Origin of the sequence: Anaerostipes amylophilus (assembly GCF_025567365.1) — a bacterium.
Lineage (GTDB): Bacteria > Bacillota > Clostridia > Lachnospirales > Lachnospiraceae > Anaerostipes > Anaerostipes amylophilus.
In genome coordinates this window covers 15,983-32,129 of sequence record NZ_JAOQJG010000009.1, presented here as the reverse complement: position 1 = coordinate 32,129, position 16,147 = coordinate 15,983, and the positions used below count along the sequence as shown (strand labels likewise).

The 16,147-nt window shown below is 34.2% G+C and carries 15 protein-coding genes; 14 read left to right on the top strand and 1 reads right to left on the bottom strand.

Going from position 1 to position 16,147, the window contains the following annotated elements; genetic code table 11:
• Positions 1-5: 5 nt before the first annotated feature.
• Genes OCV53_RS11610 through OCV53_RS11600 form a run of 3 tightly spaced genes read left to right on the top strand, consistent with a single transcriptional unit; the run spans position 6 to position 2,494 of the window.
• Positions 6-674: a response regulator transcription factor gene (locus OCV53_RS11610; protein WP_022374729.1), complete on the top strand. Its 669-nt coding sequence runs from the start codon at positions 6-8 to the stop codon at positions 672-674.
• On the top strand, positions 671-1,684 hold the full coding sequence (locus tag OCV53_RS11605; protein WP_022374730.1) for a sensor histidine kinase: 1,014 nt from the start codon (positions 671-673) through the stop codon (positions 1,682-1,684). The genes OCV53_RS11610 and OCV53_RS11605 overlap by 4 nt, the downstream gene beginning before the upstream one ends.
• Before the next feature lie 18 nt (positions 1,685-1,702).
• Positions 1,703-2,494, top strand: a complete 792-nt coding sequence (locus OCV53_RS11600) for a histidinol-phosphatase HisJ family protein (RefSeq protein ID WP_022374731.1) — start codon at positions 1,703-1,705, stop codon at positions 2,492-2,494.
• Positions 2,495-2,589: 95 nt separating this feature from the next.
• Here OCV53_RS11600 and OCV53_RS11595 read toward each other — a convergent pair whose 3' ends face one another.
• Positions 2,590-2,940 carry a cupin domain-containing protein gene (locus tag OCV53_RS11595; protein ID WP_022374732.1) on the bottom strand — a complete coding sequence of 117 codons (351 nt, stop codon included), beginning with the start codon at positions 2,938-2,940 and terminating at the stop codon, positions 2,590-2,592.
• A 202-nt stretch (positions 2,941-3,142) separates the two neighbouring features.
• Here OCV53_RS11595 and OCV53_RS11590 point away from each other — a divergent pair, with 202 nt between their 5' ends.
• The 11 genes from OCV53_RS11590 (at position 3,143) to OCV53_RS11540 (ending at position 16,134) form a co-directional block, all read left to right on the top strand.
• Positions 3,143-3,910, top strand: a complete 768-nt coding sequence (locus tag OCV53_RS11590) for an ABC transporter ATP-binding protein (protein WP_022374733.1) — start codon at positions 3,143-3,145, stop codon at positions 3,908-3,910.
• Positions 3,900-5,951: an FtsX-like permease family protein gene (locus tag OCV53_RS11585; RefSeq protein WP_055198443.1), complete on the top strand. Its 2,052-nt coding sequence runs from the start codon at positions 3,900-3,902 to the stop codon at positions 5,949-5,951. Before OCV53_RS11590 ends, OCV53_RS11585 begins: the two co-directional genes overlap by 11 nt.
• 215 nt (positions 5,952-6,166) lie before the next feature.
• A complete protein-coding gene (locus tag OCV53_RS11580) occupies positions 6,167-6,913 on the top strand; it encodes a DeoR/GlpR family DNA-binding transcription regulator (protein WP_022374736.1) in 747 nt (248 codons plus the stop codon).
• Complete coding sequence (gene pfkB / locus OCV53_RS11575) at positions 6,910-7,815, top strand: 1-phosphofructokinase (RefSeq protein WP_022374737.1); 906 nt, start codon at positions 6,910-6,912, stop codon at positions 7,813-7,815. The genes OCV53_RS11580 and pfkB overlap by 4 nt, the downstream gene beginning before the upstream one ends.
• Before the next feature lie 99 nt (positions 7,816-7,914).
• On the top strand, positions 7,915-8,454 hold the full coding sequence (locus tag OCV53_RS11570) for a 5-formyltetrahydrofolate cyclo-ligase (protein WP_055198441.1): 540 nt from the start codon (positions 7,915-7,917) through the stop codon (positions 8,452-8,454).
• Between the two features lie 39 nt (positions 8,455-8,493).
• The gene (locus OCV53_RS11565; RefSeq protein WP_055198440.1) at positions 8,494-9,645 is read left to right on the top strand and encodes a hypothetical protein; all 1,152 of its coding nucleotides are present in this window, start codon (positions 8,494-8,496) and stop codon (positions 9,643-9,645) included.
• 33 nt (positions 9,646-9,678) lie between these two features.
• Positions 9,679-10,830: a hypothetical protein gene (locus OCV53_RS11560; RefSeq protein WP_022374739.1), complete on the top strand. Its 1,152-nt coding sequence runs from the start codon at positions 9,679-9,681 to the stop codon at positions 10,828-10,830.
• Positions 10,831-10,846: 16 nt separating this feature from the next.
• Positions 10,847-12,043 (top strand): hypothetical protein, encoded by a 1,197-nt coding sequence (locus tag OCV53_RS11555; protein WP_022374740.1) that lies wholly within the window; start codon positions 10,847-10,849, stop codon positions 12,041-12,043.
• A gap of 13 nt (positions 12,044-12,056) precedes the next feature.
• Positions 12,057-13,223, top strand: a complete 1,167-nt coding sequence (locus OCV53_RS11550; RefSeq protein WP_022374741.1) for a hypothetical protein — start codon at positions 12,057-12,059, stop codon at positions 13,221-13,223.
• A 204-nt stretch (positions 13,224-13,427) separates the two neighbouring features.
• A complete protein-coding gene (locus OCV53_RS11545) occupies positions 13,428-14,489 on the top strand; it encodes an FAD:protein FMN transferase (RefSeq protein ID WP_055198436.1) in 1,062 nt (353 codons plus the stop codon).
• Between the two features lie 13 nt (positions 14,490-14,502).
• The gene (locus OCV53_RS11540) at positions 14,503-16,134 is read left to right on the top strand and encodes an FMN-binding protein (RefSeq protein ID WP_055198435.1); all 1,632 of its coding nucleotides are present in this window, start codon (positions 14,503-14,505) and stop codon (positions 16,132-16,134) included.
• The last annotated feature ends 13 nt before the right edge of the window (positions 16,135-16,147 follow it).

Genomic DNA, 16,147 nt, shown 5'->3' with positions numbered 1-16,147 from the left:
AGAAAATGAAAGCAAAGATAATCATAGTAGAAGATCATGAACCCATTCGTAATGAACTTAGCATATTATTGAGTAAATATGGATATGAGATTATAGCAATAGAACATTTTGATACCGTTTTGGAAGATTGTTTAAGAGAAAACGCAGACTTAATCTTACTGGATATTAATCTGCCTTTATATGATGGCTATTATGTATGTAGAGCCATCAGAGAAAAATCAGAAGTACCGATTATAGTTGTGACAAGCCGTGACAGTGAGATGGATGAACTGATGAGCATGAATCTTGGAGCAGATGATTTTGTGACGAAACCATATAATACACAGATTTTATTAGCAAGGATTTCTGCAATGCTGAAAAGAACCCGGAAAGAAGAAGTAGAGAATTCAGTACAATATCATGGCTTGAAATTACAATTAAATAACAGTACGGTTGTTTATGAAGATCAGGTTATTGAATTGAGCAAAAATGAAATGAGAATATTGTATACGCTTTTACAAAATAAAGGTAAGATTGTCAGCAGAGATCATCTGATGGAAACATTATGGCAGTCCAATGAATTTATTGATGATAATACATTAACTGTAAATGTTAATCGTGTCAGAAAGAAATTAGAGTCAGCAGGGTTAAAAGATTTCATAAAAACCAAAAGAGGGCAAGGGTATATGGTATGAGACTGCGAAGATTTTTAAGTATTTATTATGCACAGATGGCAACTCATTTTATATTTCTATGTCTGATAGAAGGATTATTTTATATTTTTGAAGTGAATAGATATTTGATGATTTATTTACTAGTGATCGGTATTTTACTGGAGCTTATTTATCTTGGACAACAGTATATGAAAAAGTTCAGATATTATAAAGAAATGACAATTAAACTTGATATGCTGGATCAGAAAAATATGCTTTCTGAAATGATGGAGCGGCCAGATTTTTTTGAGGGAGAATTTATTTATGATATTCTGCAAAGCTGTAATAAGTCTATGAATGATGAAATACTTCAGTATAGAACGGAGGCGGCAGGCTATCGGGAATATATTGAAATGTGGATTCATGAAGTGAAAACACCATTGGCAGCAGCCAAGTTAATTCTTGAGAATCATCCGTCAGAAATCACAGAAGCAATGGATGAGGCATTACAGCAGATTAATTACTATCTTGAACAAGCACTTTATTATGCACGAAGCAATAGCGTAGAAAAAGATTATCTGGTAAAAGAATTAAATTTAAAAGATATGGTACAAAAAGCTGTCAGATCCAATGCAAGAATCATGATCAGCAACAAGATTAAAATTAGTATGAACAATCTGGACCAGAAAATATTTAGTGATGAAAAGTGGCTGTTATTTATATTAAATCAGATTATCAGCAATGCGGTAAAATATAAAAAAGAAGATCCACAGATATCCTTTGAGGCAAGACAATCAACGAATCAGATTTTTTTAGAGATTCGGGATAATGGAATTGGAATTGCAGCAAAAGATTTGCCAAGAGTGACAGATAAAGGTTATACTGGAACTACAGGAAGAAACTATGAGAAATCAACCGGGATGGGATTATATTTGTGTAAGAAGCTTTGTGACAAATTGCAGTTAAGTTTCAAGATTGAGTCAAAAGAAGAAGAATACACGATTGTTACCATTGGTTTTCCAAGAAGCTCAATGATTTTTCTAAATGAATGATCCAACAGGAGGTTTACAATGTTTGCAGATTACCATATACATTCATATTTTAGTGAAGATACAGATTTTCCAATGGAGCTGGAGATTCAGAAAGCCATTGAATTAGGAATGGATGAACTATGTTTTACAGAACATTCTGACTATGATGTACCGACAGTAGTCAATTGTGATTATGATGCTTATTTTAAAGAAATGGAAGAAATGAAAGAAAAATATAAAGGGCAGATCACATTAAAGACAGGAATCGAATTTGGAATTCAGGTACATACAACAAAAGCGTATGAGGAAACATTTGGACAGTATCCGTTTGATTTTGTAATCTTTTCCTGCCATCAGGTAGAGAATAAAGAGTACTGGAGACAGGAGCCGCAGAAAGGGAAGACTCAGTTAGAATATAATCGAAGATACTATCAGGAAATTTTAGACGTTGTAAAGGCATATAAAGATTACAGTATTCTGGGACATCTCGATGTAATCAAAAGATACGATCTGAATGGTGAAATTGAGCTTGAAAAAATTAAAGATTTGATTGAACAGATCTTTGAAGTTGTGATCGCAGATGGAAAAGGAATTGAATTGAATACCTCAAGTCGTGCTTATCATCTGAAAAGTCTGATGCCGTCAAGGGAAATCTTAGAGCTTTATCATGATATGGGTGGAAAGATTATTACGATCGGATCTGATGCACATAATGCGGACCGTGTTGGAGACAGGGTTATGGAATCGCAGAAGATACTGAAAGAAATTGGATTTAATGGAATCTATACGTTTGATCAGATGAAACCAAAATTTCATGAATTTAAATTTTAGAAATAGAGATAGAAAAACGCTGGGACCAATGATTATTTGGACCAGCGTTTTATATTATATTTTTATTCTTAGATGATCAATGATTTAAAAGCAGATTATTTATCTAATAAGATCAGTGCCATAAATACAAGATCTTCATTTCCAATATTCTCAATGGCATGTCCGGCACCATCACTTGTAAATGTAGTGTCTCCAGCGTGTACTTCATACTTTGTACCATTATCGTTGTAAAGACCAGTTCCCTGAAGAATATGATAAGCTTCCCCTTCATTTTCATGAGTATGATAAGCAAGGGCACATCCTGGTGGTACGATGACTTTTCCGTAGAGGCGGCTGCTGTCTTTCATTTCTTTCTTTGTTAAGAATTCCATTTTTCTAAGTGGTGTGTCAGAACCATTAGCGTCAGGAATTGTTCCAATTTTTACGTCTTCATTTTTTAAATACATGTTGAGTTCCTCCTTTATATAGTCATGTTAAATTTAGTATAGTAGTTTTCATGGGAAATATCAATATGACAAAATTGTAAGTTTCATGTAAGGAAAATCGATGGATACAGTTTTTGGCTAATGATATATTATAGACAAGTCAATAAGAGGAACAAAAGGGTAAAACAAAATGATTTGAAAAGAAAGATAAGGAGATGGAAGAATGAGTTCTGTATTGAAGGTTGATAATATTGAAAAATATTATGGTAGTAAAGCAAATCTGACAAAGGCGATCGACCGGATCAGTTTTGAAGTAGAGAAGGGTGAGTATATTGGAATCATGGGAGCTTCTGGAAGTGGTAAGACTACGTTGCTGAATTGTATATCAACCATCGACCGTGTGACGGCCGGAAATATTTTGATCAATGGAATGGATATTACCAAACTGAAAGGAAAGCATCTTTCAAAATTCAGGAGAGAGGAACTGGGATTTATCTTTCAGGACTTTAATCTGTTAGATACATTGACAGCATTTGAAAATATTGCACTGGCACTTACGATCATGAAAGTTCCGGCAAAAGAGATTGAGGACAGAGTAAGATCGATCGCAGAGAAATTAATGATCACAGAGGTGTTAAACAAATATCCATATCAGATGTCTGGAGGGCAGAAGCAGAGAGTGGCAAGTGCGAGAGCAATGATCTCAAATCCATCTCTGATCCTTGCGGATGAACCAACAGGAGCTTTGGACAGCAAGGCTGCGAGAATGTTACTCGACAGCATGGATACGATGAATGTGGAATTAAATGCAACGATTCTTATGGTAACACATGATGCATTTACAGCAAGCTATTGCAAACGTATTCTGTTTATCAAAGATGGAAAAATCTTTAATGAACTAGTTCGTGGAAGTGATTCTAGGAAACAGTTTTTCGACCGCATCATCGAGGTTGTGACATTGCTTGGAGGTGACAGTACGAATGTATTCTAAAATTGCATTTAGTAATGTCAAAAAAAGTATTCGTGATTATACGATTTACTTTCTGACATTGACGTTTGGAATCTGCTTGTTTTATATGTTCAATTCTGTTCAGGCACAGCAGGCAGTTTTAAAATTGAATGAAAGCCAGAAATCAATGATGCATTTGATGTCAGTGATCATTAATTGGATTTCTGTATTTGTCGCAGTGATCTTGGGATTTCTGATCATCTATGCCAATCAGTTTTTAATGAAACGAAGACATAAGGAGATGGGAATCTATCTGTTGTTGGGGATGGAGAAACGACAGGTTTCAAAAATTTTGTTAATTGAAACTTTATTAATTGGTTTTTTCGCATTGATCGCTGGACTGATTGCAGGCGTATTTTTATCTCAAGGTTTAGCAATGCTGACAGCTAAAATGTTTGCAGTGCAGATGAAAGAATTTAAGTTTGTTTTCTCGCAAACTGCATTTATTCAGACAATTATGTATTTTGCAATTATTTTTATTATTGTGATGATATTTAATGGAATCACAATATCAAAATATAAATTGATCAATCTGTTGAATGCAGCAAAAAAGAACCAGAAAATGAGATTAAAAAATCCTGTTCTATCAGTGATTTTATTTGTAATGTCCATTGCATGTATAGGGATAGCGTATCATTTGATCACAAAGAATCAGATGCTTGGTGTGGACAATGATTTTAAAATGAGTATCATTTTAGGTGTCATTGGAACATTTCTATTCTTCTTTTCATTGTCAGGATTTTTATTAGAACTGGCAAAAAGAAATAAGAAATTTTACTATAATGGATTGAACCTGTTTGTTCTGCGACAGATTAACTCAAAGATTACGACAACATTTGTTTCTATGTCCATGTTGTGTCTGATGTTGTTTCTGGCGATCAGTGCATTTGCAACGGGAAGCGGATTGGCATCTTCTGTGAAAACAGATTTGGAAGATCTGACGAAATTTGATTATTCATTTTATAGTTTAAGTCAAAAGGGATATCAGAATGAATTACAGCAGAAGTTTGTGAAGAAAATGAACTCGCTTGGATTATCGATCGAAGAAGATGCAAAAGAAACTCTGCCGATCACAGTTTATCAAAATGGTGTATTTAAGCAGTGCAGATATAAAATGGAGCCATTGTTAAAAGGAAGAGAAAAATATTCAGACTATACAAAGGATTATGTAAAGAATCTGTATGAAGTGCCATTAACTTTTGTGAAGCTGTCTGAGTATAACAAGCTTCGAAAAGCAATCGGAGAAAAAGAATTAACGTTAAAAACAGATGAATATATATTAAACTGCGATTATGCAAATCTGATTCCGACAATGGAGAAGACGGCCAAAGATAAGCAGAAGATTACACTGGATGGAAAAACATATAAAATAAAGTATGAACTTCAAAAGGATACTTTTATGGTGGCACCAGTCAAAACAGATATGGGAACAGTTGTGTTAAATGATAATATCATTCAGACACTAAAGATTGATAATTCAACACTGTATTTAAATATCAATTGGAAAGGAAATGCCAAGAAAGTATCTGAAAGGTATAACAACCATTTAAAAGAGTTGATCAGAACAGGCAAGATGCAGAATTCGCCTTATTCAATGGCGATTTCAAAAGAAGAAGTGTATGAACAAAGTACGGGACTAAGTACGATCATGACATATATTGCAATCTATATAGGATTGGTATTTTTAATTACATGTGCGGCCGTATTGGCATTGCAGCAATTGAGTGAAAATGCAGATAATATTGAAAAATATCAATTATTGCGTAAGATTGGAACTTCACAAAAAATGGTTAATCGTGCGATCAAGGCACAGATTATTTTATATTTCTGTCTTCCATTAAGTCTAGCGTTGGTTCATTCTTATGTTGGAATTAAAACAGCCTCCATTCTGATTTCAACCTTAGGACAGATCAATATATCAGAGGCGGTAGTGCAATCATTGATCATTGTGATTGTTATCTATGTTGGATATATGATCGCAACTTATATTGGAAGTAAGAACATGCTGAAGGAAAAGCGGTAACTTAGTGAAAGAACAAAAGGCAAAAAAAGAAATGGCAGATTAATTTTCTGCCATTTCTTTTTTTGCGCTATTTTTATTATACGAGGAAATTCTGAAAAAGTGTTTAAATTATCTTCAAAGTATGAACAAAATATAGATGATTGAAAATGAAAGAAAATGATTGACTTTGACTGGAAGAGTGATATACTAAAATAGAGAGAAAAGAGGTGAAGAATGTGTTAGCACAAGAACGTTTTGAACGAATATTAGAAATTTTAAGAGAGAAACAGTCAGTCACAGTAACAGATCTGACAAAGTGGCTTAACACCTCAGAATCAACAATAAGAAGAGACTTAACAGAATTGAACCGACAGGGATTGCTGATCAAGGTTCATGGTGGAGCAACCGCAGTAAAGTCTGTTCTATCACGAGAAGAAGAAGTTATCACGAAAGCAAAGAAGCATCAGAGCGAGAAACGAAAGATTGGAGAGTATGCGGCATCTCTTATTAATAAAGAAGATATGGTATATCTGGATGCAGGAACGACAACAGAGATGATCATTGATTTTCTGAAAGAGTATGATGTGATCTATGTTACGAATGGAATCACACATGCAAGAAAGTTAATGAATGCAGGGTTTAAAGTGCATTTGATCGGTGGAGAGATAAAGGCAGTGACAGAAGCTGTTGTTGGAGAAGAAGCATTAGAGCAGCTTGATAAGTACAATTTTACCAAAGGATTTTTTGGAACGAACGGAATTGATGAGGTTCGAGGGTTTACAACTCCAGATATGAAGGAAGCTGCGATCAAGAGAAAAGCAATGGAACAATGCCAGCAAAGATATATACTTACAGACCAGAGCAAATTTGATCAAATATCAACATTTAAGTTTGCGGATCTTAAGAAAGCAAACATTATCACAGATCATCTTAAGAATAACAAATTAAGAGAAATCACAACCATTGAGGAGGTATTTTCATGATTTATACAGTAACATTTAACCCAGCGATCGACTATGTAATCAAGGTAGACAATCTGACATTAGGAGAGATCAACCGTACAACAAGAGAATATATTTTCTGCGGAGGAAAAGGAATCAACGTATCCCATGTCCTTGCGAACCTTGGAATGGAAAGTGTAGGGCTTGGATTTATTGCAGGCTTTACAGGAGATGTCATTGAAAAAGGAGCAAAAGAGCTTGGATTCGCACCTGATTTTATCAGAGTCCGTGAAGGAATGACACGAATCAATGTTAAGGTAAAATCAAATGAAGAAAGTGAGATCAATGGAATGGGACCAGTGATCCATGATGACGAGTTACAGAAGATGTATGAGAAGCTTGATGAGTTACAGGATGGAGATGTATTAATCCTGGCAGGAAGTATTCCAGCAACACTTCCATCTGATGTATATGAAAAGATCATGGAACGTCTTCAGGAAAAAGATATCAGAATCGTTGTAGATGCAACAAAAGATCTACTGTTAAATGTATTAAAATATCATCCATTCCTAATTAAACCAAACAATCACGAATTAGGAGAGATGTTTGGTGTTGTATTAAAGACAAATGATGAGATTGTAGAATATGCAAAGAAACTTCAGGAAAAGGGTGCAAGAAACGTTTTAGTTTCCATGGCAGGAGACGGAGCGATCCTTATTACAGAAGCAGGAGATGTTCATGTGACACCTTGTCCAAAGGGTGAAGTTAAGAACTCTGTAGGAGCCGGAGATTCTATGGTTGCAGGATTTGTAACAGGATATTTAAGAAGCAACGGAGATTACAACGAAGCACTGAAGATGGGAACTGCAGCAGGAAGTGCAACAGCATTTTCAGAAGATGTAGCAACTGGTGAAAAAATTATGAGTTTATATGAGACTTTATAAATAAAAAACGATACTTTGTGAACAAATTGTGATAAAATGAACCTAAGAAATTAGGTTCATTTTTTCGTACCTAAATATATTGATCATCTGGAGGACATCATGACAAAAAAAGAAGCGAGACAACAGATAAAAGATAAGATCAAACAACTAGATAAACAGTATATCAAAGAAGCAGATCAATCGATTTTTGATCAGATCAAAGAATTAAAAGAATATAAGGAAGCTGAAACTATTTTTTGTTATGCAAGCATGGAAAATGAAGTAGATACGTGGCCATTGATCGCACTTGCATTAGATCAGGGAAAGACAGTAGGAGTTCCATTGTGTATCGGAAAAGGAATTATGGAAGTAAGACAGATCAAAACACTGGCTGACTTTGAAAAAGGTGCATATGGAATCATGGAACCTTCAAAACAATGTAAAGTCTTACCGAAAGAACAAATTGATATGGCAGTGATTCCATGTGTAGGTGCAGATAAAGAAGGCCACAGATTAGGCCATGGAGCCGGATTTTATGATCGTTTTCTACGAGGAACACAATTTCCAAAGATTATGATATGTTACAGAAAATTGTTGTTGGATAAAGTTCCGATAGAAGAACATGATATTTTGATGGATCGGGTTATTTATGATAGATAAGGCAATAAGGTAATAGAATAAGATATGGGAGGATATAGCATGAACAGGATATTAAAGAAAACAGCAGTAATGATAATGGCAGCAGCAATCGGAGTATCCATGAATTATCAGGGAGCAGCTGTTTTTGCAGGAACGAATAATAATATAACAAAGCAGGCACGTTATGTTGAGCCAGAGGAATGGAATCGTACAGAAATCAAAGCGTATCAGTTTGATTCAACAGACAAGTTTGAAAACTATCTGTTAACAGGTGGAGCTCATTTATATAACAAGAATTTTAAGCAGAGTGATCGTATGGTAAAGATTACAGTAGAAGATCCAGGATATTTTGTTGTATCAGCAGATACAGACGGAGATGGCTCACAGAAAGTAAAATTATATGATTCCACAAAGCAGAAAGTTTTGGCACAGACAACATCTGACGGAGATCTGGAATATGGAAGACTTGCCAAGACAGGAGAAACATTTTATATTCAATTGCCAGCTAAGATTGATAAAATCATTATTACGTCAGGTGTGATCAAGGATGAATTTGGATCAATGAAGGCATCAGATACCTATTATGAATCAGGAACAGGTGCAGCGACATATCATCCATTTTCCATATCAAAAAGATCTGCGGTAGAATTTAATATTTCCGCGATCAACAGAAAAGGCGGAGAAACCTATGCATATATCGAGAAAAAAGAAAAAGGTGTATGGAAGAGACTTGATAATACAGTAAAGATCGAACCGGCATCTTATGACGATGATTTTATTCATGGACTGCAAAAGGGTGAATACAGACTGTTGATCAAAGCACCAAAAACGCAATTGAATGCAGTTTCATTTACAAAGAGTTCCAAGTCAAAAAATGTAGCATATAAGAAATCAAAAGCAAAAAGTATTTCTTTAAATAAAGAGATTTCTAATATTTATACAACAGGCGAAAAAGCAGAGAGATGGTATAAGGTAAAAGTAACATCCAGTAAGAAGAAAAGGAGACTGGAGTTTGGGGAAGATACAGTTTCAGGAGGATATAAATTTACGATTTATAAAGCAGGAAGCAAGAAAGTATTTAAAACAATTAAGGTAACACAGGAAGCAAGTGGAAAAATGGTAACGCTGCCGAAGAAAAAAGGCACATACTATTTTAAGATTTCAAAACTTACGAAGAAAACAAATGGGGTTTATGAAATCGGATATTATTAAAATTACAAAGGTAGGAATTAAGGAGGAATTTTTATGATCAGAAGGGTAATTAAAAAAGCAGGAGCAGTTTTGCTGGCAGCAGGGTTAAGTATTGGAATGTTTAGTCCGTCCGTATCAGCGGCAGTTAAGATCAACAAAACGGCACAAATGAAGGCAGCAAAAAATGTTGAACCAGAAGAATGGAACAAAGCAGAATTGACAGCGTATCAGTTTGATACAGAAGATGATTTCTTAAAATATATGGCTAGCGGAGGATTGCATTTATACAATAAAAATTATAAAGCAAAAGATCATTGGGTGAAAATTAAAGTTGCAGATCCAGGACTTTTTGCAATTGATGTTATGGGGGATAGTAAAGTAAAAATACCATTGTATGATGCAACGAAGAAAAAAGTTTTGATAAAAGATCTGAATGGAGATGGTAATGGAGATGAATACTCAGCTGTTGTAAAAGCAGGAGATGAATTTTATGTAAAATTACCAACTAAGATCAATAAAATTATTATTTTAACAGGAGTCATGAAAACAGAATTTGGTTCAATGGCGAATGATAAAAGCTACTATGAAGTTGGAAAAGGAACAACAACATATCATCCATTTTCAATTTCAAAGCGTTCAAGAGTATATTTAGAAATCGCACCAGTAGGGAAAAAGGTTGAAAAAGTTGGTGCTTATGTCGAAAAAAATGTCAATGGAACATGGCAGAGAGTTGGATATAGTGCCAATATAAAACCAGCAGAATATGGAACAGCACTTGGATATGGATTACAACCGGGTAAATATCGTATGGTATTAAAGAATCCAAAAGACAATATAATAAATATTGAATATAAGAGAAAGACGACAAACAAAAATGTAGCATATAAGAAATCAAAAGCAATCAATGTTAAATCAAGTTTGCAAAATGTATACACAACAGAAGAACATACAGCAAGATGGTATAAAGTTGCAGTTTCTTCTACAAAGAAGAGAACAGGAGTACTCTTGTCAAAATACTCTGTTGGCGGAGGCTTCCAGTTTAAGGTTTATCAAAAAGGAAAAGTCATCAAAACAGTCAAAGTGAAGAAAGATGATGATGAAAAATATGTAACACTTCCAAAGAAAAAAGGAACATACTATATTAAAGTTTCAAAGCTCACAGATAAGACAACGGGAGTGTATGAGTTAGAAACATATAAGGAATAATGAAAGGGGGCTGTTTATGGTAAAACAAACAATAAAGAAGTTTATAGCAGTTTTACTAACAGCAGGTATTTGTGCAGGATTATTTGCAGCACCAGTGTTTGCAGCAGAGAAAACAGCGAAAACAACGATTATTACAAATGCCAAAGTTTCTAAAAAATCTGCAAGGTATATAGAACCAGAAGAATGGAATCAAAAAGAACTGTTTGCATATTTATTTGACACTGGAAATGAAATGACGCAATATGTTACAACCGGTGGATTACATTATTACAATGATAATTATAAAGAAAAAGACCACTGGATTAAGGTGACACTTAAAGATTCAGGACTATTTTATGTTATGACAGCATCTGATGATGGAAGTATACAGATATATGATCAGTCGAAGAAAAATAGAATAGAAACATTAACAGCAGACGAAAAAATAGAATATATGATAAAAGCAAAGGCTGGAGATGTTTTTTATATAAAACTTCCAAAGAAGATAGAAGAACAATCCATTGTAGTAGCTGTCTTAAAAGACGGATTTGGAACAATTCAAGCAGGAAATTCTTATGGAGAATCTGCAACTGGAAATACCATGTATCATTCATTTTCAATTGCGAAACGATCTCTTTCACAAATGGCATTGAAAGTTATGCATAAAGATAAGGGAAACGTAACAGTGCAAGTACAAAAGTATGTGAAAGGCAATTGGATAAACATAGGATACAAAAAAACAATAAAGCCGAGAACCGATGATTATATTGATATTAACAAGTATGTGATTAATGGTCTTCAAGCTGGAAAATATCGTGTTGTATTAAATACACAAAAAGGACAGGTATATTGTCTTTCATATGGAATAAGTAAAATGAACAAGAATGTAGCGTATACGAGATCGAAAGCCAAGAAGATAAAAAAAGATTCCTATGTACAAAATATTTATACACAAGGGGAAACGGCATCAAGATGGTATAAATTTACACGTAAAGCTTCAGATAAGGTGAATGTTCTCAATATTACAAAGGCAACAAATGGCGGAGGTTTTAAATTTACTATTTATAAAAAAGGAAAGAAGAAACCAATTAAAACTATAAAAGTAAAAACAAATGAAAGTATAGGTGTTGTAAATCTTCCAAAAGGTAAAGGAACCTATTATGTCAAAGTAAACAAACTTACAAAGAAAACCAATGGAACTTATACGATCATGGACTTCAATGCATTTAATTAAGGAGGGAAACAGGATGAAAAAAACAAGAGGTAAATTACTAAGTATTTTAATGGCAGCAACAATATCAGCAACAATGTTGCTTCCACAGGCAAAGGTATCAGCATCCGAAGATGCAGCAGCAAAAGTACAGCAGTCTTATTTTCCACAGAAAGTAACGATGAAAAAAGCTGCAAAGAAAACAGAGCCAGCAGAGTGGAACAAAACAGATGTTAAAGTTTATAAGTTTGGAGATGCCGAAGATGCATTATATTATATGTTGACTGGTGGAATCAAATATTATAACCGCACTTACTTTAAAAACCCTGAAAAAATTAAGCTCACGCCAGTTGAATCAGGATCTTTATTCTTAATCATAGCAGGAGATAACGGACAGGCAGGAGCTATTTATGATGCAAATCAGAAGCTGATTAAGAAAGTACCATCAGTATATGTAAAGGCAGAGGTTAAAGCAGGAGAAACATATTACATTGATTTCCCAAGAAACTGCAAAGAAGGTATGCTGACAGCCTATGTGTTAGAAAATGAATGCAAAGGATTAGTAAAAGATGATCTGAACATGCAGAAAGGGGAAGGAAAAGAAACCTACCACACATTTAAGCTGACAAAGAGAGGATATGCAAGCTTCCTTGTTGCATCATTAGTAGAAGATGGTGGAAAAACAAGTTATAAGATTCAGAAAAGCGAAAAAGGAAAATGGGTTACCATTGGAAGAACAAAAACATTTAGTGCAATGAGCGAAAAAGAAAGTGATATAGCAGTGGGTTGTGGACTTTCCAAAGGAACTTATCGTCTGGTATTAAATGCTTCCAAAGAACAGCTAAATACAGTTATTTATCAAAGAAAATATTACAGCAAGAACGTAGCCTATAAGAAATCCAAAGCAAAGAAATTAAATGCAAAAGAAATTTATACAACAAATGAAAGAGCAGCACGTTGGTATAAAACAGAAGTAACATCTACAAAAAAACAGAAGAAACTAAAAATATCAACAGCAGCAGATCAGGGTGGATTTAAATTTACAATCTATCAGAGTGGTAAGAAAAAACCAATTAAAACAGTAAAAACTTCTGTGAAACATCTGGATAAAACAGTAAAACTTCCAAAGAAAAAAGGAACTTACTATGTTAAGGTAAGTAAGGTTACAAAGAAGACAAACGGTTACTACGAAATTAAAAAATAAAAATCGCAAAGGAAAAAGGAATTGCCTGACAGCATGGGCGGTTCCTTTTTTGATGCAAATAAATCCCCTTGAAATCTCAAGATTTTCTATATAATGGGAAATAGTATATTTAGTGATAAAAAATCTCGATAATAATGCTTGAATCAAAGATTAAATAATTATAAACTATACGTTAGTGAGTACTAACCAAAAAGGATGAATCAAATGAAATTAAAAAAGTTAATATGCATTGGATTATTAGGAGTTTTGTGTGCTGTTTCAGCAGTTGGATGTGGAAAGAAAGAGAGTATCAAAACGACAACAGAAGTATCCAGTGAAGCGAATACAAAAGAAGCAAGTGCACAGGTCTTTGCGATGGATACCTATATGAATTTAAAAGCATATGGGAAGAATGCACAAAAGGCAGTTGATGATGCAAAATCAGAGATCGAACGATTAGATCAGTTATGGTCAGCGGTTGATAAAAATAGTGAAATCTATCAGCTGAATCAAAAGAAGAAGATGAAAGTTTCTGATGAAACATTAGAACTAATTGAATTTGCTAAAAAGAAATCAGCACAATCAGGAGATGCCTTTGATATTTCGGTTTATCCTATCGTTGAGTTATGGGGATTTCCAACACAGAAATATCGTGTACCATCTGACAGTGAGATTCAAAGTCTGTTAAAGAATGTAGATTGTCAGAAGATCAAAATCAACAAGAAAACAAATGTAGTAAAACTTGAAAAGAATATGAAGATCGATCTTGGCGGAATTGCAAAGGGGTATACTTCCCAAAGAATTGCAAAAGTTTACAAAGAAGATGGTGTAAAAAGCGGTGTGATTAGTCTTGGGGGAAATGTTCAGGCAATTGGTAAAAAAACAGATGGAAGTTACTGGAAAGTAGGAATTCAGTCACCAGATGATACAGAAAATATGATCGGAGCATATGAAGCTGCAGATGAAGCAGTCATCACTTCGGGAGCTTACGAGAGATATTTTGAGAAAAATGGAAAAAGATATCATCATATCATTGATCCGGCAACAGGAAAACCATCTGAGAAAGACCTGAAATCTGTAACGATCATTAGTAAAAATGGAACATTATCGGATACGTTGTCAACAACATTGTTTGTTATGGGGAAAGATAAAGCTATTTCGTATTGGAAAAAACATAGCAGTGAATTTAATATAATCCTTGTGGACAATAATGATAAAATTCTTATTTCACAGGGGATTGAAGAACGTTTTAGTTCAGAAAATGAGTATCAAGTAGTCAAAAAATAGAGAGAAGGAAAATATGAAAATTATTGATAAACTAAAAAAAGTCAATCTGATTCAGTTTGTTCCAGCAATTTTCGTGATAAGTTTGGTTGGAAATAGTGTGTTTGGATACACTGCTCCGAAAGCAAAGTCCCAGAAAAATGCAGGAGTGAATCAGGTAGAAGCGGCAACAACGGCTGAAAAGAAGAAGGCAAAGAAGGCAAACGCTGGAGATATTGATTTAAGTAAGATCAAAGATGGAACTTATGAAGGACAGGCAAATGGATATCGAGGACTTGTAAAGGTATCTGTAACTGTAAAAGACCATAAGATCACAGCAATTAAAGTATTAAGTAATTCAGACGATGCAGCATTTTTTAATCGTGCATCTGCTGGAGTTATTAAAAATATTCTTGCAAAACAGTCATTAAAAGTAGATGTCGTCAGTGGGGCAACATACAGCTCAAATGGTATTATCAAAGCAGTAAAAAATGCATTGACAGGGGAAGAGGATAAAACAGCAGCGAAAGCAAGCGGTTCTTCAAAGTCAGCAGGAAGCGTTGGAACAGCGGATGAGTCAGGTACATATAAAGATGGAACATTTACAGGATCTGCATCTGGATATCATGGAACTGTTAAAGTATCTGTAACAATTAAAAATAATAAGATTAAAAGCATCAAGATTTTAGAAAATCACGATGATGCAGCTTATTTTAACCGTGCAAAAGGAATTTTACTTCCATTAATGATCAAGAAACAAAGTACAAATGTAGATTCAGTCAGCGGAGCTACATTTAGTTCAAATGGTATTATCAAAGCAGTACGTAATGCATTAAAGAAAGCAGCAGTAAAAGGATCATCAAGCAGTTTAGATTCAGAAAGCAACAGTAACTCAACAGCAAAGAAAGATACAACAGATAATGTCACTGGAGTATATAAAGATGGTGTTTATGAAGGAACAGGAAAAGGATTCCGTGGAAATATCATAGTCAGTGTAAGAATTAAAAAAAGTAAGATCGTAGAGATCAAACTTGTGAAAAATGAAAAAGACGATGCAGCATACTTTAACAAGGCATGGTCTGAAGTTCCATACAGTATTATTGCAATGCAGACAGCCAATACAGATAAAGTTGATGCAGTCAGTGGAGCAACTTACAGTTCAAATGGAATCATGGAAGCAGTACGAAATGCATTGAAGAAAGCTGTAGCTAAGAAAGATAACACAAATTCTAATACATCAAATAGCAATAATAATAACAGTAATAACAGCAACAACAATAATAACAACAGTAATAACAACAACAATAATAATAATAATAATAATACATCAAAAGATGATAATACTACAACACCAGTTGAGAAAGAAGACAAAATTTATGAGGGATCAGCAGTGTGTGAGCCAGATGAAGATGAAGAATTTGATGCTTACAAATTAACATTAGAAGTTGTTATTTCTGCTGACAATAAGGTAAAGAATATTCAGAATATTAAATGGTCAGATCGATATATGTCTGCTTGGTACAACATGGCACAGAAGACTATGGTACCAAAGTTGATCAGTTATGGATTTGAAATACCAGAAAAATACGATACAGTCAGTGGAGCAACATGCTCAAGCAATGCACTGGTTAAAGCATATAAAGATGCTATTTCAAAGATTAACAAGTAAATAGAGGAACAGA